The following is a 24257-nucleotide window of genomic DNA, read 5'->3' on the forward strand; positions in this document are numbered from 1 at the left end:
TAAGGAAGAGAGCAATGAGCAAGCTGCGCGTGGCCGTTCTCGGCGCCAAGGGCCGTATCGGCTCGGAAGCGGTACGAGCCGTCGAGGCCGCGGAAGACATGGACCTGGTCGCGGCTCTCGGCCGGGGCGACAAGCTGGAGGCCCTGGTCGATTCCGGAACCCAGGTCGTGGTCGAACTGACCACGCCGGCTTCGGTGATGGGCAATCTCGACTTCTGCGTACGCCACGGCATTCACGCGGTCGTCGGCACCACCGGCTGGACCGATGAGCGCCTCGCGCAGCTGGGCACCTCGCTCGCCGCATCGCCCGGGACCGGTGTCCTCATCGCTCCGAACTTCTCCATCGGCGCGGTTCTCACCATGAAGTTCGCGCAGCAGGCCGCGCGGTACTTCGAGTCGGTCGAGGTCGTGGAACTGCACCACCCGAACAAGGCCGACGCCCCGAGCGGCACCGCGACCCGCACCGCACAGCTCATCGCCGCGGCGCGGGCGGAGGCGGGCTGCGCCCCGCAGCCGGACGCGACCGTCACCGGGCTGGACGGCGCCCGCGGCGCGGATGTCGACGGCGTGCCCGTGCATGCCGTACGGCTGCGCGGTCTGCTCGCCCACCAGGAAGTCCTGCTGGGCGGCGAGGGCGAGACCCTGACCATCCGCCACGACTCGCTGCACCACAGCAGCTTCATGCCGGGCATCCTGCTGGGCGTCCGCCGTGTCGTATCCACTCCGGGCCTCACCTTCGGCCTGGAAAACTTCCTCGACCTGGGCTGACGGTCATGGGTGGAAAGATCACGTACTTCTTCCTCGCCACCGCGCTGGTGCTCGTCTTCGGCGTGGTGGCGCTGGAGGGGGTGCTGCTCATCCTGACCGGTGAGCCCGCCGCCATGGGGATGGGCGCGGTGGCGTTCCTGCTGCCGGTCGTCGGCGCCTGGTTCCTCTGGCACAACACCAGCTTCGCGCGCAACGCGCATCGGCTGGCCCGCGAGCTTGAGGCCGAAGGCGGTCTGCCGGTTCAGGAGTCGCGGCGTACGCCCGGCGGGCGGATCGACCGTGACGCGGCCGACGAGCTCTTCGCGCAGCGGAGGGCCGAGACCGAGGAGTCGCCGGACGACTGGCGCTGCTGGTTCCGGCTGGCTGTGGCCTATCACGATGCCCGCGACACCCCGCGTGCCCGCAAGGCGATGCAGCGCGCGATCACGCTGCGCAGAACAAGCCCCTCCGGCGTTTGAGAAGCGGGACCCGGGGGCGGAGCCGTCGTTCAGGCCCCGCGGTACTCGGCTCCCCAGGCCTCGATGGAGTCCGCCGCACGGTCGAAGGCCTCGGTGCGCGACAGGAAGTCCGCGTTGTGATCGGTCAGCAGGGGCAGCGCTTCCCCGCCCTGCAGTACGGCGACGAGCGCCTGCCCCTGTACGGTGCGCGGCAGCCCGAGCCAGCGCACGGGCTGCTGCACGGTCCGTACCGCCACGACGCGGTTCCACGGCACCGTCGTGGTCGAGAAGAAGGCCACGCGCCGCACGCCGTGCCGGCTGACCCAGACGCCCGCCCGCAGCAGCCTCAGCGAGGTGAAGATGAGCGCGAGCCCCAGGCCCAGACAGACGCCGGCGCCCGGCAGCGCACCGGCGAACGCGATGATCATCGCAGCGATGAGCACGAACGAGGCGAGCAGCAGCAACAGCGCCGCGGCGCCGACCCGCCAGGGACCCGGACGGTACGGACGCCGCCAGCGGTCGTGATCGTCGAAGGGCAGCGCGACGTCGTCTTCGCTCGTGCCGAACGCACGGTCGGCCGTCAGAAAAGGCAGGGGCACGACTGATCCTCACTCACCAGCACACTCGATTCGGCTGTGCCCGGTGAGGCTACCGAGGCACCCACGCCCCGACCACCCCCGGGGGGCCATGGGGGTGCCCCCGCGCCCTTGGGGGCTGCGGGGGAGAGTCAGCGCCTGTCGGACGCCTCGGACTGCTGCGAATGCCCCGCCGCCGGGCCGGATTCCAGCGCGGGAAGCCCGAAGAGCAGGGAGCCGACCAGCCCGGCGACGACGGTCAGCCCGATCAGCGTGTGCCCCGCGAGCTGGGAGCCGCTGGGACGTACACGGGGCGGCGGAGTGACGTTACTGCGGAAGCGATCGGCCTCAGCGACGAACTCGAACGGGACGGCCTCTCGCCGGAGGAACATCAGGGCACTCTCCTTGTGCAACGTGTCGGTGGTCTACTGGTAGAGACGTCAAAAGCAGTCATTTGGTGCCCACGTTCCCAGATTTGCTCAAAGGGGCCAGAGGCACTGCCGAGGCGTTCCGTCGTTAAAGTGGGCGCCGCCTAAGCGTTCAACCGGAAGGACTCCTGGTGCCCGACACCCCCGCCGAGACAGCCACGCCCAGTTTCCGCAGCGATGTCACCGTCGAGCTGGTGAAGCACACCGCCGGTGACTCCGACGTGCTGTGGGCCGCCCGCGTCTCCACGGCAGGCGAGCAGTCTCTGGAGGAGCTCCAGAAGGACCCCGAGCGCTCCACGGGACTGATCAACTACCTGATGCGGGACCGCCACGGCAGCCCCTTCGAGCACAACTCGATGACCTTCTTCATCAGCGCCCCGATCTTCGTCTTCCGCGAGTTCATGCGCCACCGTGTGGGCTGGTCCTACAACGAGGAGTCCGGGCGCTACAGGGAGCTGCAGCCGGTCTTCTACGTCCCGGGCCAGCAGCGCAAGCTCGTGCAGGAGGGCCGCCCCGGCAAGTACGTCTTCATCGACGGCAGCCCGGAGCAGCACAAGGTCGTCAGCGACGCCATGATCGACTCGTACCGCCGCTCGTACGAGACGTACAAGGAGATGCTCGACGAGGGCATCGCCCGCGAGGTCGCCCGCGCCGTCCTCCCCGTTGGCCTGTTCTCGTCCATGTACGCCACCTGCAACGCCCGCTCGCTGATGCACTTCCTCGGCCTGCGCACGCAGCACGAGCTGGCGAAGGTCCCGTCCTTCCCCCAGCGGGAGATCGAGATGGTCGGCGAGAAGATGGAGCAGCACTGGGCGAAGCTCATGCCGCTCACGTATGCGGCCTTCAACGCCAATGGCCGCATCGCCCCGTAGGGCACAATCGTCCCGTAGAGCACAGATGTACGGGTCAGCCCGGAGAAGTGTCCGCATTGCGGTGTTTCATGAAGTTCATCTAGGCTGATCAAACGGACCCGGCACTGCTTGAACCCCCGAGCAGGCAGTGCCGGGCTCCGCATGTCACGTCCTACGTCACGTCCCCCGAGGGGACACTGCGTACTGAGCAGCGAGTAGCGTGTTACCCATGGCTCCGATCTCCACTCCGCAGACCCCCTTCGGGCGGGTCCTCACCGCCATGGTCACGCCCTTCACGGCGGACGGCGCACTCGACCTCGCCGGCGCACAGCGCCTGGCGGCCCATCTGGTGGACGCAGGCAACGACGGCCTGATCATCAATGGCACCACCGGTGAGTCGCCGACCACCAGCGACGCGGAGAAAGACCAGCTCGTACGGGCCGTACTGGAAGCCGTCGGAGACCGGGCCCACATCGTCGCCGGTATCGGCACCAACGACACCCGCCACAGCATCGAGCTCGCCCGCACGGCCGAACGCTCCGGCGCGCACGGCCTGCTCGCGGTGACGCCCTACTACAACAAGCCCCCGCAGGAGGGCCTGTTCCGTCACTTCTCGGCCATCGCCGACGCGACGGAACTGCCCGTCATGCTCTACGACATCCCCGGCCGCAGCGGCGTCCCGATCGACACCGAAACACTGGTGCGCCTCGCCGATCACCCGCGTATCGTCGCGAACAAGGACGCCAAGGGTGACCTTGGCCGCGCCAGCTGGGCCATCGCCCGCAGCGGTCTCGCCTGGTACTCCGGCGACGACATGCTCAACCTCCCGCTGCTCTCGGTCGGCGCCGTCGGCTTCGTGTCCGTCGTCGGTCATGTCGTCACCCCGGAGCTCCGCGCCCTCCTCGACGCACACGCCACCGGTGACGTCCAGAAGGCCACCGAGATCCATCAGCAGCTGCTCCCCGTCTTCACGGGCATGTTCCGCACCCAGGGCGTCATCACCACCAAGGCGGCGCTGGCACTCCAGGGACTTCCGGCCGGACCGCTCCGGCTTCCCCTGGTGGAGCTCTCTCCGGAGGAAACCGCGCAGCTCAAGATCGACCTCGCGGCTGGTGGGGTACAGCTCTAAACACAGACTTCACAACTGAATACGCGAAGAAGGCCGACCGAAAGCGGTCGGAACCAAGACAATAGCAAGTGCACGAATGTCATGTACGCCACGTGCCGAGCGGTACGTGGCGTGCGTGGTGAGGAGAGTCTTTTGAGTCATCCGCATCCTGAACTCGGCGCCCCGCCGAAGCTTCCCAAGGGTGGCCTGCGTGTCACCCCGCTCGGCGGTCTCGGTGAGATCGGCCGGAACATGACGGTCTTCGAATACGACGGCCGACTGCTCATCGTCGACTGCGGCGTCCTCTTCCCCGAGGAGGAGCAGCCCGGAATCGACCTGATCCTGCCGGACTTCACCACCCTCCGGGACCGCCTCGACGACATCGACGGCATCGTGCTCACGCACGGCCACGAGGACCACATCGGTGGCGTCCCCTTCCTGCTCCGACTAAAGCAGGACATCCCGCTGATCGGCTCCAAGCTGACCCTCGCGCTGATCGAGGCAAAGCTCCAGGAGCACCGCATCCGCCCGTACACCCTCGAAGTCACCGAGGGCCACCGCGAGCGCGTCGGCCCGTTCGACTGCGAGTTCATCGCGGTCAACCACTCCATCCCGGACGCGCTGGCCGTCGCCATCCGCACGCCCGCGGGCATGGTGGTCCACACCGGCGACTTCAAGATGGACCAGCTCCCGCTGGACGGCCGGCTGACCGACCTGCACGCATTCGCGCGGCTGAGCGAGGAGGGCATCGACCTCCTGCTCTCGGACTCGACGAACGCGGAGGTCCCGGGCTTCGTCCCGCCCGAGCGCGACATCTCGAACGTCCTGCGCACGGTCTTCGCGAACGCCCAGAAGCGCATCATCGTGGCGAGCTTCGCCAGCCACGTCCATCGCATCCAGCAGATCCTCGACGCGGCCCACGAGTACGGCCGCCGGGTGGCCTTCGTCGGCCGTTCAATGGTCCGCAACATGGGCATCGCCCGCGACCTGGGCTATCTGCGGGTCCCCGCGGGCCTGGTCGTCGACGTGAAAACGCTCGACGACCTCCCGGACCACGAAGTTGTCCTGGTCTGTACGGGCTCCCAGGGCGAACCGATGGCGGCCCTGTCCCGCATGGCCAACCGGGACCACCAGATCCGCATCGTCCCGGGCGACACCGTGATCCTGGCGTCGTCCCTGATCCCGGGCAACGAGAACGCGGTCTACCGCGTGATCAACGGCCTGACCCGCTGGGGCGCGAGCGTCGTCCACAAGGGCAACGCCAAGGTCCATGTCTCGGGCCACGCCTCGGCCGGCGAGCTCCTGTACTTCTACAACATCTGCAAGCCGAAGAACCTGATGCCGGTTCACGGCGAATGGCGCCACCTGCGCGCCAACGCCGAACTCGGAGCCCTGACGGGCGTCCCGAAGGACCACATCGTCATCGCTGAGGACGGCGTCGTCGTCGACCTCATCGACGGCAAGGCCAAGATCGTCGGCAAGGTCCAGGCGGGTTATGTGTACGTCGACGGCCTCTCGGTCGGCGATGTCACCGAAGCCTCCCTCAAGGACCGCCGGATCCTCGGCGACGAGGGCATCATCTCGGTCTTCCTCGTGGTCGATTCGAGCACCGGCAAGGTCGTCGGCGGCCCGCACATTCACGCCCGCGGCTCCGGAATCGAGGACAGCGCCTTCGGCGCGGTACTCCCGAAGATCGAGGAAGCGATCGCCAAGTCGGCCTCCGACGGCGTCGCCGAGCCGCACCAACTGCAGCAACTCGTCCGCCGCGTGGCGGGCAAGTGGGTCTCCGACACCTACCGTCGGCGCCCGATGATCCTTCCGGTCGTCGTAGAGGTCTGACCAGGCCAACTCCGGAGCGGAGCCCCCGATTTGCGTCGGGGCGCTCCGCTCCAGTACGTTTACGTCTCCGCCCGAACGGGAACCCGGCGCACTGGTGCGCTCGGAACAGTCCCGGAAGGGGCGGGAATTCCGACTCAGAATCTCTGATAAAGTCGGGTCAGCCGAAAGGCAAAGGCCTTCCAACGGCCACTGGAATCGAATTCCTCACCGGAAACGGAATGGAAAAAGAGTCTGGTAGGGTTGGAAACGCAAGACCGAAGGGAAGCGCCCGGAGGAAAGCCCGTGAGGGTGAGTACGAAGGAAGCGTCCGTTCCTTGAGAACTCAACAGCGTGCCAAAAGTCAACGCCAGATTGACAACCCCGGCCCATTTCGGTGGGTTGAGGTTCCTTTGAAAGTCCTGTCGGCCCTTTGTGGCGGGCAGGCAAATGACACAGCGAGGACGCTGTGGATGACCGGTCTTATTCCGACCGATTGTCCCGCTCTTGTGGTGTTCGACCCGATTACGGGTAAACATTCATGGAGAGTTTGATCCTGGCTCAGGACGAACGCTGGCGGCGTGCTTAACACATGCAAGTCGAACGATGAAGCCCTTCGGGGTGGATTAGTGGCGAACGGGTGAGTAACACGTGGGCAATCTGCCCTTCACTCTGGGACAAGCCCTGGAAACGGGGTCTAATACCGGATACCACCCTCCGAGGCATCTTGGGGGGTTGAAAGCTCCGGCGGTGAAGGATGAGCCCGCGGCCTATCAGCTTGTTGGTGGGGTGATGGCCTACCAAGGCGACGACGGGTAGCCGGCCTGAGAGGGCGACCGGCCACACTGGGACTGAGACACGGCCCAGACTCCTACGGGAGGCAGCAGTGGGGAATATTGCACAATGGGCGAAAGCCTGATGCAGCGACGCCGCGTGAGGGATGACGGCCTTCGGGTTGTAAACCTCTTTCAGCAGGGAAGAAGCGCAAGTGACGGTACCTGCAGAAGAAGCGCCGGCTAACTACGTGCCAGCAGCCGCGGTAATACGTAGGGCGCAAGCGTTGTCCGGAATTATTGGGCGTAAAGAGCTCGTAGGCGGCTTGTCACGTCGGATGTGAAAGCCCGGGGCTTAACCCCGGGTCTGCATTCGATACGGGCTAGCTAGAGTGTGGTAGGGGAGATCGGAATTCCTGGTGTAGCGGTGAAATGCGCAGATATCAGGAGGAACACCGGTGGCGAAGGCGGATCTCTGGGCCATTACTGACGCTGAGGAGCGAAAGCGTGGGGAGCGAACAGGATTAGATACCCTGGTAGTCCACGCCGTAAACGTTGGGAACTAGGTGTTGGCGACATTCCACGTCGTCGGTGCCGCAGCTAACGCATTAAGTTCCCCGCCTGGGGAGTACGGCCGCAAGGCTAAAACTCAAAGGAATTGACGGGGGCCCGCACAAGCAGCGGAGCATGTGGCTTAATTCGACGCAACGCGAAGAACCTTACCAAGGCTTGACATATACCGGAAAGCATCAGAGATGGTGCCCCCCTTGTGGTCGGTATACAGGTGGTGCATGGCTGTCGTCAGCTCGTGTCGTGAGATGTTGGGTTAAGTCCCGCAACGAGCGCAACCCTTGTTCTGTGTTGCCAGCATGCCCTTCGGGGTGATGGGGACTCACAGGAGACTGCCGGGGTCAACTCGGAGGAAGGTGGGGACGACGTCAAGTCATCATGCCCCTTATGTCTTGGGCTGCACACGTGCTACAATGGCCGGTACAAAGAGCTGCGATGCCGCGAGGCGGAGCGAATCTCAAAAAGCCGGTCTCAGTTCGGATTGGGGTCTGCAACTCGACCCCATGAAGTCGGAGTTGCTAGTAATCGCAGATCAGCATTGCTGCGGTGAATACGTTCCCGGGCCTTGTACACACCGCCCGTCACGTCACGAAAGTCGGTAACACCCGAAGCCGGTGGCCCAACCCCTTGTGGGAGGGAGCTGTCGAAGGTGGGACTGGCGATTGGGACGAAGTCGTAACAAGGTAGCCGTACCGGAAGGTGCGGCTGGATCACCTCCTTTCTAAGGAGCACTTCTAGGCCGGTCTTTGCCGGTCCAGAGGCCAGTACATCGGCGTACGTCCGGTGCTGGTTGCTCATGGGTGGAACGTTGACTATTCGGCACGGTTTCAGGACTTCACTAGTACTGCTTCGGCGTGGAACGTGTGAGTCAGGGGATCGTGCCGGGCGCGCTGTTGGGTGTCTGAGGGTACGGACTGAAACGTCTGGACCTTCGCGATGCTCGGCCCCAGTGAACTCGCCCTGTTGGGTGGGGTGGTGGGTGGCTGGTCGTTGCTTGAGAACTGCACAGTGGACGCGAGCATCTGTGGCCAAGTTTTTAAGGGCGCACGGTGGATGCCTTGGCACCAGGAACCGATGAAGGACGTGGGAGGCCACGATAGTCCCCGGGGAGCCGTCAACCAGGCTTTGATCCGGGGGTTTCCGAATGGGGAAACCCGGCAGTCGTCATGGGCTGTCACCCGCTGCTGAACACATAGGCAGTGTGGAGGGAACGAGGGGAAGTGAAACATCTCAGTACCCTCAGGAAGAGAAAACAACCGTGATTCCGGGAGTAGTGGCGAGCGAAACCGGATGAGGCCAAACCGTATGCGTGTGATACCCGGCAGGGGTTGCGCATACGGGGTTGTGGGATCGCACTTCAACAGTCTGCCGGCTGTTGGGCGAGTCAGAAACCGTATAGGTAGGCGAAGGACATGCGAAAGGTCCGGCGTAGAGGGTAAGACCCCCGTAGCTGAAATCTATACGGCTTGCTTGTGCGACACCCAAGTAGCACGGGGCCCGAGAAATCCCGTGTGAATCTGGCGGGACCACCCGTTAAGCCTAAATATTCCCTGGTGACCGATAGCGGATAGTACCGTGAGGGAATGGTGAAAAGTACCGCGGGAGCGGAGTGAAATAGTACCTGAAACCGTGTGCCTACAAGCCGTGGGAGCGTCGCTGTTGTTCTTCGGAGCAACAGTCGTGACTGCGTGCCTTTTGAAGAATGAGCCTGCGAGTTTGCGGTGTGTTGCGAGGTTAACCCGTGTGGGGAAGCCGTAGCGAAAGCGAGTCCGAACAGGGCGGTTTAGTAGCGCGCTCAAGACCCGAAGCGGAGTGATCTAGCCATGGGCAGGTTGAAGCGGAGGTAAGACTTCGTGGAGGACCGAACCCACCAGGGTTGAAAACCTGGGGGATGACCTGTGGTTAGGGGTGAAAGGCCAATCAAACTCCGTGATAGCTGGTTCTCCCCGAAATGCATTTAGGTGCAGCGTCGTGTGTTTCTTGCCGGAGGTAGAGCACTGGATAGGCGATGGGCCCTACCGGGTTACTGACCTTAGCCAAACTCCGAATGCCGGTAAGTGAGAGCGCGGCAGTGAGACTGTGGGGGATAAGCTCCATGGTCGAGAGGGAAACAGCCCAGAGCATCGACTAAGGCCCCTAAGCGTACGCTAAGTGGGAAAGGATGTGGAGTCGCAGAGACAACCAGGAGGTTGGCTTAGAAGCAGCCACCCTTGAAAGAGTGCGTAATAGCTCACTGGTCAAGTGATTCCGCGCCGACAATGTAGCGGGGCTCAAGCGTACCGCCGAAGTCGTGTCATTCCAGCATGAGGGCCAACGCCCGCTGGGATGGGTAGGGGAGCGTCGTGTGCCGGGTGAAGCCGCCGCGTAAGCGAGTGGTGGACGGTACACGAGTGAGAATGCAGGCATGAGTAGCGATACACACGTGAGAAACGTGTGCGCCGATTGACTAAGGGTTCCTGGGTCAAGCTGATCTGCCCAGGGTAAGTCGGGACCTAAGGCGAGGCCGACAGGCGTAGTCGATGGACAACCGGTTGATATTCCGGTACCCGCTTTGAAACGCCCAGTACTGAACCCATTAATGCTAAGGCCGTGAAGCCGTCCTGGAGCCTTCGGGCAAAGGGAAGTGGTGGAGCCGCCGGCCCAAGGTGGTAGTAGGTAAGCGATGGGGTGACGCAGGAAGGTAGTCCAGCCCGGGCGGTGGTTGTCCCGGGGTAAGGGTGTAGGCCGTGTGATAGGCAAATCCGTCACACATTAAGGCTGAGACCTGATGCCGAGCCGATTGTGGTGAAGTGGATGATCCTATGCTGTCGAGAAAAGCCTCTAGCGAGTTTCATGGCGGCCCGTACCCTAAACCGACTCAGGTGGTCAGGTAGAGAATACCGAGGCGTTCGGGTGAACTATGGTTAAGGAACTCGGCAAAATGCCCCCGTAACTTCGGGAGAAGGGGGGCCATCACTGGTGAGAGGACTTGCTCCTTGAGCTGGGGGTGGCCGCAGAGACCAGCGAGAAGCGACTGTTTACTAAAAACACAGGTCCGTGCGAAGCCGTAAGGCGATGTATACGGACTGACGCCTGCCCGGTGCTGGAACGTTAAGGGGACCGGTTAGTCACATTTCGGTGTGGCGAAGCTGAGAACTTAAGCGCCAGTAAACGGCGGTGGTAACTATAACCATCCTAAGGTAGCGAAATTCCTTGTCGGGTAAGTTCCGACCTGCACGAATGGCGTAACGACTTCTCGACTGTCTCAACCATAGGCCCGGTGAAATTGCACTACGAGTAAAGATGCTCGTTTCGCGCAGCAGGACGGAAAGACCCCGGGACCTTTACTACAGTTTGATATTGGTGTTCGGTTCGGCTTGTGTAGGATAGGTGGGAGACTGTGAAGCTTGGACGCCAGTTCAGGTGGAGTCGTCGTTGAAATACCACTCTGGTCGTGCTGGATGTCTAACCTGGGTCCGTGATCCGGATCAGGGACAGTGTCTGATGGGTAGTTTAACTGGGGCGGTTGCCTCCCAAAGAGTAACGGAGGCGCCCAAAGGTTCCCTCAGCCTGGTTGGCAATCAGGTGTTGAGTGTAAGTGCACAAGGGAGCTTGACTGTGAGACCGACGGGTCGAGCAGGGACGAAAGTCGGGACTAGTGATCCGGCGGTGGCTTGTGGAAGCGCCGTCGCTCAACGGATAAAAGGTACCCCGGGGATAACAGGCTGATCTTCCCCAAGAGTCCATATCGACGGGATGGTTTGGCACCTCGATGTCGGCTCGTCGCATCCTGGGGCTGGAGTCGGTCCCAAGGGTTGGGCTGTTCGCCCATTAAAGCGGTACGCGAGCTGGGTTTAGAACGTCGTGAGACAGTTCGGTCCCTATCCGCTGTGCGCGTAGGAGTCTTGAGAAGGGCTGTCCCTAGTACGAGAGGACCGGGACGGACGAACCTCTGGTGTGCCAGTTGTCCTGCCAAGGGCATGGCTGGTTGGCTACGTTCGGAAAGGATAACCGCTGAAAGCATCTAAGCGGGAAGCCTGCTTCGAGATGAGGACTCCCACCCCCTTCGAGGGGTTAAGGCTCCCAGTAGACGACTGGGTTGATAGGCCAGATGTGGAAGCCCCGCAAGGGGTGGAGCTGACTGGTACTAATAGGCCGAGGGCTTGTCCTCAGTTGCTCGCGTCCACTGTGTCAGTTCTGAAGTAACGAACTGTCGAGTCCCCCCACGGCCACGGGGCGGATTCCGGAATCGATATCTTCACAGTGTTTCGGTGGTCATTGCGTTAGGGAAACGCCCGGTTACATTCCGAACCCGGAAGCTAAGCCTTTCAGCGCCGATGGTACTGCAGGGGGGACCCTGTGGGAGAGTAGGACGCCGCCGAACAATCTTTAGCCTCAACCCCCGGACTCTGTCCGGGGGTTGAGGCATTTTTGCGTTCAGGGTGCTGACGCCGGCGTCCACGTGGGCCCGAGTGCGTGGACCAAGGCTGCGGACCGGGTGTGGCGGTTCAGAGCACCCGTCTGTTCGGTGTACGATCTATCTCGTTGCCGCCGCGCAGCACGCCCCAATAGCTCAGTCGGTAGAGCGTCTCCATGGTAAGGAGAAGGTCTACGGTTCGATTCCGTATTGGGGCTCGTACAGACGAAGGCCCTCGCCAGCTGGCGGGGGCCTTCGGCGTGTTCAGGACCTGTGGGGCTCCGGGACGCGCATCGCCAGGATCGCCATGTCGTCGGATGCGGGCTCGGCGGCGAAGCGTTCGACCGCGCGCAGGACGCGGGAGGCGACCGCGCCCGCGGTGAGGCCCGTGCAGTTGGTGAGGACGTCGATCAGGCCGTCGTCGCCCAGCATGCGGGTGCCCTCGCGGCGTTCGGTGACGCCGTCCGTGACGCAGAGCAGGACGTCGCCCGGGTCGAGGGTCACCATCTGCTCGTACAGCTCCAGGTCGTCCATGACGCCGAGGAGGGGCTGGGGTTCGGCTGCCGCTTCTACGGTGCCGTCCTGGCGCAGGCGCAGGGGGAGCGGGTGGCCGGCGCAGACGACCTTGAGGATCGCACTGCCGTCCTCCTGTGGCCACAACTCGCCATAGAGGAGGGTGAGGAAGCGGCTGCGGGCTCCCTCGTCGAGGATCGCGGCGTTCAGCCGCTCCAGGACGGCGGGGCCTCCGAAGCCCTCCCGGGCGAGCAGACGCAGGGCGTGGCGGGCGAGGCCGGTGACGGCCGCGGCTTCGGGACCCGTACCGCAGACGTCGCCGATGGCGAAGCCGTACGCGCCGTCGCGGATCGGGAAGAGATCGTAGAAGTCACCGCCGACTTCGTTGCCTTCGCCCGCCGCCCGGTAGATGACTTCGACCTCCACGCCGGGGACATGGGGGAGTTCCGGCGGGAGCAGGCTGCGCTGGAGGGACTGGCTGATCGCCACGCGCTCGGAGTACAGGCGGGCGTTGTCGAGGGCGAGGGCCGCTCGGCGGGAGAGGTCTTCGGCGAGTTCCAGGATCTCCTGGCGGAAGTGGTCGTCCGAGGGCTTGCCGAGGGTCAGCATGCCGATGACGCGGTTGCGGGCGACGAGCGGCAGGACGACTGTCTCGCCGCCGACCGCGGCGGCCGTGGCGAGGGTGGCGCCGATGCCGGAGGAGACCGGTGGGCTTGAGCCCAGGCCGAGTTCGCGCCGGGAGGTGCGCAGGGCCGCCCGGTGGGCGGCGTCGGCCGGCGCGGTCCACACGCGGGCGCCTGGGGTCGTCACCGGGTCGGGCGGGTCGATCTTGGAGAGGAGGGCCTTGAGGCCGTCGATCCTCTCCTCGTCCTCGTGGAGTACGAAGCTGAGATACGGCTCGGAGGCCTGGTCGGCGATCGTGTAGACGGCGCACCAGGTGGCGAGTGTCGGAACCGTCATCTGGGCCATCAGGGCCAGGGTCTGGTCGCGGTCGAGTGTTCCGGCGAGCAGGTCGGAGGCCTCGACGAGGAAGGAGAGGGAGCCGCGGCGCAGTCGTTCCAGTTCGCCGAGGCGCGCCGATTCGACGGCCAGGGCGATGCGGTCGGCGGCGAACTGGAGGCGCAGGGCCTCCTCGTTGGAGTAGCGGCCCGCGGATTCGGCGGCGACGCCGAGGGAGCCGGTGAGGCGGCCCTCTACCTTGAGCGGGACGGTGACGACCGAGCGCATGCCGGTGGAGTTGAGGAGCGGGACGGCGCCGGGGACGGCGGTGAGGTCCTCGTGGACGGCGGGCATACGGGCGGAGCCGTAGCGTCCGGTGCCGGCTTCGACGGGGACGCGGGCGAACCGCTGGCGGGCGGAGGGCAGTCCAGTGGTGGCCCGTACCTCCAGCTCGGTCTCGTCGTCGGTGGCGAGCAGCAGGAAGGCGGCGTCGCCGTCGAGCATGTCGCGGGCGCGTTCGACGGTGCGCTGGAGGAGGCCGTCGAGGTCGTCGGGTGCGGGGGAGCCGATGAAGATCTCGAAGGGGTCGGTGCTGCGGCTCTCGGCGCCGGTTTCGGTCACGGGGGTGCGCTGCGGAGTCTGCAGGATGGCGCGTTCGTCGTCGCGTACGAGTAGGCAGACGGTGGACGGCTCGCCGTTGGTGTCCCGTACGCGAAGGTGTGACGCGTAGACGGGGACGACCCGGCCGTCGGTGCCGCGGATGCCGTAACTGCCTTCCCAGCGGGAGAGTCGCAGGGCGTCGGCGATGCCGGTGCCGATGCCGGGCGTGTGCGGCCAGGCGGCGACGTCGGTGAGGGGCTTGCCGATGACCTGGTCGGCCGGGTAGCCGAAGAGGTGCTCCGCGTCCTCGTTCCAGACGGAGATCGAGGCGGAGCGGTCGATCTGGATGACGGCGACGCGTACGCGTTCGTCGGCGACCGGGAGCAGGGCCACGGGCAGGACCGGGCCGGCGGAGCGGGTGCCCACGGGGCGCTGGGGGAGGTCGAGTTGGAACCACACCTGCTTGTGGGTGGGGGTGTACTCGACGCCCCAGCGGGAGGCGAGGGCCGCGCACAGAAGCAGACCGCGGCCGTTCTCGCGGTCGGGGCTGACGATGACACGTCCGCTGCCCTGGAGTGGGATCTCCCGTTCCGGGTAGCGGTCGCCGACTTCGACGCGTACGCCGTCGTCCGTGCGCAGACACAGGACATCGGCGGCTGTGCCCGCGTGCACGACGGCGTTGGTGACGAGCTCGCTGGTGAGGACGACCGCGTCGTCCACGACGTCGGCGTGCCCCCACCCCTGGAGCGTGTCGCGGACGAAGGCGCGGGCCGTCGCGACGGACCGCCCGACAGGGTCGAAGGTGGCAGCCGCCCGCGCGGTGATCACGGAACTCCTCGTACGCGTTTCGACGCCCGGCTCTGCCATGATGCGGCCTGCCCCTCCCGGTGCCCGGTGCCAGTACTCGCCCCACACCGCCCCCGCCGGGCGGACGGGGCGGTTGGACAGCCGGATGCCAGGTTACTTACCTTCGCTGTCCGGGCGGATGCCGGTCGATGCTGTTTCCGCCTACCGGGGGTGGGGACGCTATGCGAAGCTGCCGAACTGTTATGGCCTGGTTCGGCCATGGTGAAACACTGGGCAGGCTTCCGGAGACAGCCCGGGCAGTACGGTCAACCCCTGCGGGAGGGACACGGTGGAGTCTGGCGTGGCGGCGCGTGCCAACAACACGCGCGCAAAAGGCGGACGGTCCCGGAACAATGGGACAACCGAAGTCGATTCGGCGGCCCTGAACAGGCTGCTGGCGGCTCTGGTGTCGATGAGGGACGGGAACTTCCGTCGGCGCCTGACGGTGTCCGGCGACGGCGTGATGGCCGAGATCGCCGCCGTTTTCAACGAGGTGGCGGACCGGAATCTGCACCTTACGGGTGAGCTCGCCCGCGTACGCAGGATGGTCGGGCGCGAGGGGAAGCTGACCGAGCGGCTGGAGACGGGGGCCTGTGAGGGTTCCTGGGCGGCCGCCATCGACGCCTCGAACGCGCTGGTGGACGACCTGGCGCGCCCGGTGTCCGAGGTGGGGCGGGTCCTCTCGGCGGTAGCCGAGGGCGACCTGGAGCAGCGTATGGAGCTGCGCTCGCACGCCCCGGACGGCACGGACGGGTCCGTACGGCCGCTGCGCGGCGAATTCCTGAAGGTTGCCCGTACTGTCAACAACCTGGTCGACCAGCTGTCGGCGTTCACCGACGAGGTGACGCGGGTGGCGCTGGAGGTCGGTACCGAGGGCAAGCTCGGCGGCCAGGCGCAGGTGCGCGGTATGTCCGGTTCGTGGAAAGATCTCACGGATTCGGTCAACACGATGGCGTACCGGCTGACCGCTCAGGTACGTGACATTGCTCTCGTTACCACGGCCGTGGCCAAGGGCGATCTGTCACGAAAGGTCACTGTCCATGTGGCCGGCGAGATGCTTCAGCTGAAGAACACCGTCAACACGATGGTCGACCAGCTGTCCTCTTTCTCATCCGAGGTCACCCGGGTGGCCCGGGAGGTCGGCACGGAGGGCGAACTCGGCGGCCAGGCGACGGTGCCCGGTGTGGCGGGTGTGTGGAAGGACCTCACCGATTCGGTGAACACCATGGCCGGCAATCTGACCTCGCAGGTGCGCGGCATCGCCGAGGTCACGACGGCCGTCGCCAACGGCGATCTGTCGCAGAAGGTCACGGTGAGCGCGCGCGGTGAGGTGGCGCAGCTCGCGGAGACCATCAATCAGATGACCGAGACGCTGCGTACGTTCGCGGACGAGGTCACGCGAGTGGCGAGCGAGGTCGGGGCCGAGGGTCTGCTCGGCGGGCAGGCGCAGGTGCCGGGAGCGGCCGGGACGTGGAAGGACCTCACGGACTCGGTGAACACCGTCTTCCGCAATCTGACCACTCAGGTGCGGGACATCGCCCAGGTGACGACGGCGGTCGCCAATGGCGACCTGTCGCAGAAGGTCACGGTGGATGTCGCGGGCGAAATGCTGGAGCTGAAGAACACCGTCAACACGATGGTGGACCAGCTCTCGGCCTTCGGTTCCGAAGTGACGCGAGTGGCCCGGGAGGTCGGCGTCGAGGGCCGCCTCGGCGGGCAGGCCGGAGTGCCGGGCGCGGCAGGCACCTGGAAGGACCTCACGGACTCGGTGAACACCGCGTTCCGTAACCTCACAGGCCAGGTGCGGGACATCGCCCAGGTGACGACGGCGGTCGCCAATGGCGACCTGTCGCAGAAGGTCACGGTCAATGTCGCGGGCGAGATGCTGGAGCTGAAGAACACCGTCAACACGATGGTGTCGCAGCTGTCCTCGTTCGCCGACCAGGTCACGCGGATGGCGCGGGACGTGGGCACGGAGGGCATCCTGGGCGGCCAGGCGCGGGTCGACGGCGTCAGCGGTACGTGGAAGGAACTGACCGACTCCGTCAACTTCATGGCGGGGAATCTGACTTCACAGGTGCGGCAGATCGCTCAGGTGACGACAGCGGTGGCCCGCGGCGACCTGTCGCAGAAGATCGACGTGGATGCCCGGGGCGAGATCCTGGAGCTGAAGAACACCATCAACACCATGGTCGACCAGCTCTCGGCCTTCGCCGAGCAGGTGACCCGGGTGGCGCGGGACGTGGGTACGGAGGGCCGCCTCGGCGGCCAGGCGCAGGTGCCGGGCGTCGCCGGGGTATGGCGTGATCTGACCGACTCGGTGAACGGAATGGCCGAGAACCTCACCGGTCAGGTCCGTAACATCGCGCAGGTCGCCACGGCGGTGGCCCGCGGCGACCTGTCGCAGAAGATCGACGTGGATGCCCGGGGCGAGATCCTGGAGCTGAAGAACACCCTCAACACGATGGTGGACCAGCTCTCCAACTTCGCCGAGCAGGTCACGCGGGTGGCCCGCGAGGTGGGCACCGAGGGCATCCTGGGCGGTCAGGCCGAGGTGCAGGGTGTCTCCGGCACCTGGAAGGACCTCACCCAGTCCGTCAACTTCATGGCGAACAACCTGACTTCGCAGGTGCGCAATATCGCCGAGGTGACGACGGCGGTCGCCAAGGGCGACCTCTCCAAGAAGATCACCGTCGACGCCAAGGGCGAGATCCTCGAACTGGTGACGACGGTCAACACGATGGTCGACCAGCTCTCCGACTTCGCCGACGAGGTGACCAGGGTCGCCCGTGAGGTGGGCACCGAAGGTGTGCTGGGCGGTCAGGCGCGGGTCCGCGGCGTCACCGGCATCTGGAAAGACCTCAGCGACAACGTCAACCTGATGGCCAACAACCTCACCAATCAGGTGCGTAACATCGCCCGGGTCTCCGCGGCAGTCGCCAACGGTGATCTGACGAAGAAGGTGACGGTCGAGGCGCGCGGCGAGGTCGCCGAGCTGGCCGAGACCGTCAACACGATGGTGACGACGCTGTCGTCGTTCGCCGACGAGGTGACCCGGGTGGCCCGTGAGGTGGGCACCGAGGGCGAACTGGGCGGCCAGGCCCATGTGCCGGGCGTCTCCGGTACGTGGAAGGACCTCACCGAGTCCGTGAACTCGATGGCCTCCAATCTGACCGGTCAGGTGCGCCAGATCGCGACGGTCACCACCGCCATCGCCAAGGGCGACCTCACCCGGAAGATCGACATCGACGCCCGGGGCGAGATCCTGGAGCTGAAGACCACCATCAACACGATGGTCGACCAGCTGTCCTCGTTCGCCGGAGAGGTCACCCGCGTGGCCCGCGAGGTGGGCACGGACGGGCAGTTGGGCGGTCAGGCCCGGGTCCGGGACGTCGACGGCACCTGGCGCGACCTCACCGAGTCGGTGAACGAGATGGCCGGGAACCTGACCCGTCAGGTGCGCGCGATCGCGGCCGTGGCGACGGCGGTGACCCGCGGCGATCTGAACCTCAAGATCGACGTGGACGCGGCAGGCGAGATCCAGGTCCTCCAGGACAACATCAACACGATGATCGCGAACCTCCGCGACACCACCCTCGCCAACGAGGAGCAGGACTGGCTCAAGGGCAACCTGGCCCGTATCTCCGGTCTGATGCAGGGCCGCCGCGACCTCCACGACGTGGCCTCGCTGATCATGAGCGAGCTCACGCCGGTCGTCTCGGCGCAGCACGGCGCGTTCTTCCTGGCGATGCCGACGGGCGGCGGCGCGGATGTGCCAGGAGGCGGGGAGCTGTCGTACGAGCTGTGCATGCGCGGCAGTTACGGCTACTCCGCCGGTCTGATGCCGACCTCGTTCCGTCCCGGCGAGACCCTGATCGGCACCGCGGCCGAGGAGAAGCGGACCATCCAGGTCAATGTTCCGCCTGGCTATCTGAAGATCTCCTCGGGGCTCGGGGAAGCCTCACCGGCGTATGTGATCGTGCTGCCGGTGCTCTTCGAGGGGAAGGTCCTCGGTGTGATCGAGCTGGCGTCGTTCCAGCCCTTCACCCAGATCCAGCGGGACTTCCTCAACCAGATCGCCGAGATGATCGCGACGAGCGTCAACACCATCAGCGTCAATACGAAGACCGAGGTGCTGCTCAAGCAGTCGCAGGAGCTGACCGAGCAACTGCGTGAGCGCTCGGCGGAGCTGGAGAACCGGCAGAAGGCGCTGCAGGCCTCCAACGCCGAGCTGGAGGAGAAGGCCGAGCTGCTGGCGCAGCAGAACCGCGACATCGAGGTGAAGAACACCGAGATCGAAGAGGCGCGGCAGGTGCTGGAGGAGCGGGCCGAGCAGCTCGCGGTCTCGATGCGCTACAAGTCGGAGTTCCTGGCGAACATGTCGCACGAGCTGCGTACGCCGCTCAACTCCCTGCTGATCCTGGCCAAGTTGCTCGCGGACAACGCCGAGGGCAATCTCTCGCCGAAGCAGGTGGAGTTCGCCGAGACGATCCATGGCGCGGGCTCCGATCTGCTCCAGCTGATCAACGACATCCTCGATCTGTCGAAGGTCGAGGCGGGCAAGATGGACGTCAGCCCGACCCGTATCGCTCTGGTGCAGCTCGTCGACTATGTGGAGGCGACGTTCCGGCCGCTGACCGCGGAGAAGGGTCTCGACTTCTCCGTACGGGTGTCGCCGGAGCTGCCCGCGACGCTGCACACCGACGAGCAGCGACTGCTGCAGGTGCTGCGCAACCTCCTGTCCAACGCGGTGAAGTTCACCGACAGCGGCGCGGTCGAGCTGGTGATCCGCCCGGCGAGCGCCGATGTGCCGCAGTCGATCCGCGAGCAGCTGCTGGAGGCGGGCTCGCTGCGCGACGCGGACGGCGATCTGATCGCCTTCTCCGTCACGGACACCGGGATCGGGATCGCGGCCGGCAAGATGCGGGTGATCTTCGAGGCGTTCAAGCAGGCGGACGGCACGACCAGCCGCAAGTACGGCGGTACGGGCCTAGGTCTGTCGATCAGCCGGGAGATCGCCCGGCTGCTCGGCGGTGAGATCCACGCGGCGAGCGAACCGGGCCGCGGCTCGACCTTCACTCTCTACTTGCCCCTTCACCCGAGCGAACTGCCGCCGCAGGGCTACCCGCAGCTCGCCCCCGGCGCCGCCGATCCGCTGCGCGGCGGCGCCGACGACGGTGGGGAGGACTTCATCCCGCAGGGGCACCAGGAGCCGACGGGGCCCTTGGACGCCCACGCGGGTCCCGCGGCCCTGTTCCGGCGCCGGCGCAACGCTCTCGGCTCCGTGGAGCAGCGGCACGCGCTGCCCGGGCGTCAGGGCGCTGCGCCCGGCTCGGAGCAGTGGGGCGGGGCGAACGGCAGCCAGGAGGCGTCGGAGACGAGGCGCACCTTCGTGTTCGACAGCGAGAAGGTGCTCATCGTCGACGACGACATCCGTAATGTCTTCGCCCTCACCAGCGTGCTGGAGCAGCACGGCCTGTCGGTGCTGTACGCGGAGAACGGCCGGGAGGGCATCGAAGTCCTGGAGCAGCACGACGATGTGACGGTCGTACTGATGGACATCATGATGCCGGAAATGGACGGGTACGCCACGACGACGGCGATCCGCAGGATGCCGCAGTTCGCCGGTCTGCCGATCATCGCGCTGACCGCGAAGGCGATGAAGGGCGACCGCGAGAAGGCCATCGAGTCCGGCGCTTCCGACTATGTCACCAAGCCGGTTGATCCGGACCATTTGCTCTCGGTGATGGAGCAGTGGATGCGCGGGGAGTGAGCGATGCCTGCCCGGATTGCCGCGAGTTGCTGACTGACTGTGGCCGAAGGCGTGTGAGGCGGCGGTATTCGGGGAACCTTCTGGTCTCCCGCTGCGTTTCTGCTACGTGCACAGTGACATCACGGTGACAGGGTGTGGCGACAGGCGGGGTGCGGCTACCATGACCGGCACAAGGACGGGCGACGCAAGGGAGTCGTCCCCTGGGGCGGCGCCCGGTGCACTTCCGGGGCGAGGAGGACGGGCCATGGTGCAGAAGGCCAAGATCCTCCTGGTCGATGACCGGCCGGAGAATCTGCTCGCGCTGGAGGCGATCCTCTCTGCGCTCGATCAGACACTGGTGCGGGCATCGTCAGGGGAGGAAGCGCTCAAAGCGCTGCTGACGGACGACTTCGCGGTCATTCTGCTGGATGTCCAGATGCCCGGCATGGACGGATTCGAGACGGCCGCGCACATCAAGCGGCGGGAGCGGACCCGGGACATCCCGATCATCTTCCTCACCGCGATCAACCACGGCCCGCACCACACTTTCCGGGGTTACGCGGCGGGTGCCGTCGACTACATCTCCAAGCCCTTCGATCCGTGGGTACTGCGCGCGAAGGTCTCGGTCTTCGTCGAGCTCTACATGAAGAACTGCCAACTGCGTGAGCAGGCCGCGCTGCTGCGCCTCCAGCTGGAGGGCGGCGGACACCCGGCGGGGAACAGCAAGGAGCCCGCGGGGCTGCTCGCCGAGCTTTCCGCACGGCTCGCGGCAGTTGAGGAACAGGCCGAAGCGCTGTCCAAGCAGCTCGACGACGACTCGGCAGATGCCGCCGCCGTCGCCACCGCCGCCCATCTCGAACGCAAACTCACAGGTTTGCGCAGGGCGCTCGACGCGCTGGAGCCGGGCGCCGGCGGTGGTACGCCGACGCTGCCCTCGCAGAACTGAACCGGCACCGGGAGCTTGAGGGACCGTCAGTCTCCGGCCCCCGGACGACGACACGAACGGGTGAAGCAGTAGGCACACGTGTCCACTGCGGTCGACACCGGTAACCTCACCATCATGGCCTCACGTACGTCCGGCAAGGGTTCCCAGGGCGCGGCGGGCACCGCGAAACCGCGCGCCGGCCGTACGACCGGTGCCGCGAAGAAGGCGGCGCCCGCCAAGAAAGCCGCCGCGAAGAAGGCGGCGGCCAAGAAGGCCGCGCCGAAGCCCGCACCGTCCCCCACAGGGGGCGTGTACCGCCTCGTGCGCGCCCTCTGGCTCGGTCTCGCCCACGCCGTGGGCGCGATGTTCCGCGGCATAGGGCGGGGCGCCAAGGGTCTGGACCCCGCGCACCGCAAGGACGGCCTGGCGCTGCTGCTCCTCGCCCTGGGCCTGATCGTCGCCGCGGGTACCTGGTCCAATCTGAGCGGCCCGGTCGGCGATCTCGTCGAGATGCTGGTGACCGGAGCCTTCGGCCGGCTCGATCTGCTCGTGCCGATACTGCTCGCCGCGATCGCCGTGCGGCTGATCCTGTATCCCGAGAAGCCCGAGGCGAACGGCCGGATCGTGATCGGTCTGTCCGCGCTCGTCGTCGGCGTGCTCGGCCAGGTTCATATCGCCTGCGGCTCGCCGGGCCGCGGGGAAGGCACCGAGGCGATGCAGGACGCGGGCGGGCTGATCGGCTGGGCCGCGTCCAAGCCGCTGATCTTCACCATGGGCGAGGTGCTCGCCGTACCGCTGCTCGTGCTGCTCACGATCTTCGGGCTGCTCGTCGTCACCGCGACCCCCGTGAACGCGATTCCTCAGCGGCTGCGGCTGCTCGGGTCCAAGCTGGGCATCGTCGACCCGGTGTACGAGCCGGGGCCGGACGCCGAGGCCACCGACGACGAGCGCTACGACGAGCAGTGGCGCGAGGCCGTGCCCGGGCGTGCGCGCCGCTCCTCCGCGCGCCGGAGCGAAGCCCCGGCGGACTACGACCCGGACCACGCCGAGCAGGAGGCGCTGTCCAGGCGCAGGCGGCCGCGCAGGCCCTCGGTGCAGCCCGCCATGGACCGCCCGATGGATGCCGTAGACGTGGCAGCGGCGGCAGCGGCCGCGCTCGACGGTGCCGTACTGAACGGCATGCCGCCCTCCCCGCTGGTCGCCGACCTCACACGCGATGTCACCGCCGAGCGCCGACGGGCGGCGAGCCCGGTGCCCGGCGCGCGCGAGCCGGAGGAGCCCCAGCCGAAGCAGAGCGGGTCGAAGGGATCCGTACCGGATCTGACCAAGCCCGCGCCCGAGGAGTCACAGCCCCTGCCTGCGCGCGCCGAGCAGCTTCAGCTCTCCGGCGACATCACCTACGCCCTGCCCTCCCTGGACCTGCTGGAGCGCGGTGGCCCCGGCAAGACGCGCAGCGCCGCCAATGACGCGGTCGTCGCCTCGCTCAGCAATGTCTTCATGGAGTTCAAGGTCGACGCGGCAGTCACCGGCTTCACCCGCGGTCCGACGGTCACGCGGTACGAGGTGGAGCTGGGCCCCGCCGTGAAGGTCGAGCGGATCACCGCCCTCACCAAGAACATCGCGTACGCCGTCGCCAGCCCCGACGTACGGATCATCTCCCCGATCCCCGGCAAGTCCGCGGTCGGCATCGAGATCCCGAACTCCGACCGCGAGATGGTCAAGCTCGGCGATGTGCTGCGCCTCGCGGACGCGGCGGAGGACGACCACCCGATGCTGGTCGCGCTCGGCAAGAACGTCGAGGGCGGCTACGAGATGGCCAACCTCGCCAAGATGCCGCACGTCCTGGTCGCGGGCGCGACCGGCTCCGGAAAGTCCTCCTGCATCAACTGTCTGATCACCTCGGTCATGGTGCGGGCGACCCCGGAGGACGTACGCATGGTGCTCGTCGACCCCAAGCGGGTCGAGCTCAACGCGTACGAGGGCATTCCGCACCTGATCACGCCGATCATCACCAACCCCAAGCGGGCAGCCGAGGCGCTGCAGTGGGTCGTGCGCGAGATGGACCTGCGCTACGACGACCTCGCGGCGTACGGCTACCGCCACATCGACGACTTCAACCAGGCCATCAGGAACGGCAAGGTCAAGCCGCCGGAGGGCAGCGAGCGCGAGCTCACGCCGTATCCGTATCTGCTGGTCATCGTCGACGAGCTCGCCGACCTGATGATGGTCGCCCCGCGCGATGTCGAGGACGCCATCGTCCGCATCACCCAGCTGGCTCGCGCCGCCGGCATCCATCTGGTGCTGGCGACCCAGCGCCCGTCCGTCGATGTCGTCACCGGTCTGATCAAGGCGAACGTGCCCTCACGGCTGGCCTTCGCGACATCGTCGCTCGCCGACAGCCGGGTCATCCTCGACCAGCCCGGCGCGGAGAAGCTGATCGGCAAGGGCGACGGCCTCTTCCTGCCGATGGGTGCCAACAAGCCCACCCGTATGCAGGGCGCCTTCGTCACCGAGGACGAAGTCGCGGCGATCGTCCAGCACTGCAAGGATCAGATGGCGCCCGTCTTCCGCGAGGACGTCATGGTCGGCACCAAGCAGAAGAAGGAGATCGACGAGGACATCGGCGACGACCTCGATCTGCTCTGCCAGGCGGCCGAGCTGGTCGTGTCCACCCAGTTCGGGTCGACGTCGATGCTCCAGCGGAAGTTGCGTGTGGGCTTCGCGAAGGCGGGAAGACTGATGGATCTGATGGAGTCGCGGAACATCGTCGGGCCGAGCGAGGGCTCCAAGGCGCGCGACGTTCTGGTGAAACCTGATGAGCTGGACGGAGTGCTCGCCGTGATACGCGGGGAGTCCGAGTCGTAACCCTTCTGAGAGCAACCGTTTCCCTTGGTCGTACGTCAAGTTGGAGGGAGGGACAGCCAGATGTCCCACCATCGGGACAGACCGCCATTCTGATGGC

At 66.1% G+C, this 24257-nt stretch carries 11 protein-coding genes, 1 tRNA gene and 3 rRNA genes; 12 read left to right on the top strand and 3 right to left on the bottom strand.

All coding sequences use genetic code 11. The annotated features are described in order from the left end of the window. The first annotated feature begins 14 nt into the window (after nucleotides 1-14). Both dapB and OG741_RS29015 read left to right on the top strand, forming a co-directional pair. Nucleotides 15-767, top strand: a complete 753-nt coding sequence (dapB, locus tag OG741_RS29010) for a 4-hydroxy-tetrahydrodipicolinate reductase (RefSeq protein WP_405602740.1) — start codon at nucleotides 15-17, stop codon at nucleotides 765-767. Nucleotides 768-772: 5 nt separating this feature from the next. Continuing rightward, a complete protein-coding gene (locus OG741_RS29015; RefSeq protein WP_405602743.1) occupies nucleotides 773-1225 on the top strand; it encodes a hypothetical protein in 453 nt (150 codons plus the stop codon). 29 nt (nucleotides 1226-1254) lie between these two features. Here the strand turns inward: OG741_RS29015 and OG741_RS29020 are convergent, their stop codons facing one another. After that, the gene (locus OG741_RS29020) at nucleotides 1255-1803 is read right to left on the bottom strand and encodes a hypothetical protein (RefSeq protein ID WP_405602746.1); all 549 of its coding nucleotides are present in this window, start codon (nucleotides 1801-1803) and stop codon (nucleotides 1255-1257) included. 128 nt (nucleotides 1804-1931) lie between these two features. Beyond that, the gene (locus OG741_RS29025) at nucleotides 1932-2171 is read right to left on the bottom strand and encodes a hypothetical protein (RefSeq protein WP_405602748.1); all 240 of its coding nucleotides are present in this window, start codon (nucleotides 2169-2171) and stop codon (nucleotides 1932-1934) included. Between the two features lie 167 nt (nucleotides 2172-2338). Between OG741_RS29025 and thyX the strand changes: the two genes are divergently transcribed. From thyX to OG741_RS29060, 7 genes are all read left to right on the top strand, one after another. Next, entirely contained in the window at nucleotides 2339-3079 is a 741-nt protein-coding gene (thyX, locus tag OG741_RS29030; RefSeq protein ID WP_405602750.1) for an FAD-dependent thymidylate synthase, read from the top strand. 208 nt (nucleotides 3080-3287) lie between these two features. Beyond that, nucleotides 3288-4187 (top strand): 4-hydroxy-tetrahydrodipicolinate synthase, encoded by a 900-nt coding sequence (dapA, locus tag OG741_RS29035; RefSeq protein WP_405602752.1) that lies wholly within the window; start codon nucleotides 3288-3290, stop codon nucleotides 4185-4187. A gap of 132 nt (nucleotides 4188-4319) precedes the next feature. Beyond that, complete coding sequence (locus tag OG741_RS29040) at nucleotides 4320-6005, top strand: ribonuclease J (RefSeq protein ID WP_405602753.1); 1686 nt, start codon at nucleotides 4320-4322, stop codon at nucleotides 6003-6005. 514 nt (nucleotides 6006-6519) lie between these two features. Next, nucleotides 6520-8045 (top strand): 16S ribosomal RNA (locus OG741_RS29045). A 305-nt stretch (nucleotides 8046-8350) separates the two neighbouring features. After that, a 23S ribosomal RNA gene (locus OG741_RS29050) occupies nucleotides 8351-11474 on the top strand. A gap of 96 nt (nucleotides 11475-11570) precedes the next feature. Continuing rightward, nucleotides 11571-11687 (top strand): 5S ribosomal RNA (rrf, locus tag OG741_RS29055). The 16S, 23S and 5S rRNA genes sit together here with 1 tRNA gene alongside, the layout of an rRNA operon. 178 nt (nucleotides 11688-11865) lie before the next feature. Then, nucleotides 11866-11938, top strand: a tRNA-Thr gene (locus OG741_RS29060). A gap of 46 nt (nucleotides 11939-11984) precedes the next feature. On the opposite strand, the gene OG741_RS29065 is transcribed toward OG741_RS29060, so the two are convergent. Beyond that, a complete protein-coding gene (locus OG741_RS29065; protein ID WP_405602754.1) occupies nucleotides 11985-14639 on the bottom strand; it encodes a SpoIIE family protein phosphatase in 2655 nt (884 codons plus the stop codon). Between the two features lie 268 nt (nucleotides 14640-14907). Here OG741_RS29065 and OG741_RS29070 point away from each other — a divergent pair, with 268 nt between their 5' ends. The 3 genes from OG741_RS29070 (at nucleotide 14908) to OG741_RS29080 (ending at nucleotide 24160) form a co-directional block, all read left to right on the top strand. Beyond that, the gene (locus OG741_RS29070) at nucleotides 14908-20391 is read left to right on the top strand and encodes a HAMP domain-containing protein (RefSeq protein WP_405602756.1); all 5484 of its coding nucleotides are present in this window, start codon (nucleotides 14908-14910) and stop codon (nucleotides 20389-20391) included. Between the two features lie 244 nt (nucleotides 20392-20635). After that, a complete protein-coding gene (locus OG741_RS29075) occupies nucleotides 20636-21316 on the top strand; it encodes a two-component system response regulator (protein ID WP_266489058.1) in 681 nt (226 codons plus the stop codon). 114 nt (nucleotides 21317-21430) lie between these two features. Then, nucleotides 21431-24160, top strand: a complete 2730-nt coding sequence (locus OG741_RS29080; RefSeq protein ID WP_405602760.1) for a DNA translocase FtsK — start codon at nucleotides 21431-21433, stop codon at nucleotides 24158-24160. Nucleotides 24161-24257 lie beyond the last annotated feature (97 nt).

The organism is Streptomyces sp. NBC_01410, from assembly GCF_045040195.1.
GTDB lineage: Bacteria > Actinomycetota > Actinomycetes > Streptomycetales > Streptomycetaceae > Streptomyces.

Bases quoted from the DNA above. Each gene is read 5' to 3' on its own strand.
- dapB (WP_405602740.1), top strand. From the start codon at position 15: ATGAGCAAGCTGCGCGTGGCCGTTCTCGGCGCCAAGGGCCGTATCGGC.
- OG741_RS29015 (WP_405602743.1), top strand. From the start codon at position 773: ATGGGTGGAAAGATCACGTACTTCTTCCTCGCCACCGCGCTGGTGCTC.
- OG741_RS29025 (WP_405602748.1), bottom strand. From the start codon at position 2,171: ATGTTCCTCCGGCGAGAGGCCGTCCCGTTCGAGTTCGTCGCTGAGGCC.
- dapA (WP_405602752.1), top strand. From the start codon at position 3,288: ATGGCTCCGATCTCCACTCCGCAGACCCCCTTCGGGCGGGTCCTCACC.
- OG741_RS29065 (WP_405602754.1), bottom strand. From the start codon at position 14,639: ATGGCAGAGCCGGGCGTCGAAACGCGTACGAGGAGTTCCGTGATCACC.
- OG741_RS29075 (WP_266489058.1), top strand. From the start codon at position 20,636: ATGGTGCAGAAGGCCAAGATCCTCCTGGTCGATGACCGGCCGGAGAAT.
- OG741_RS29080 (WP_405602760.1), top strand. From the start codon at position 21,431: ATGGCCTCACGTACGTCCGGCAAGGGTTCCCAGGGCGCGGCGGGCACC.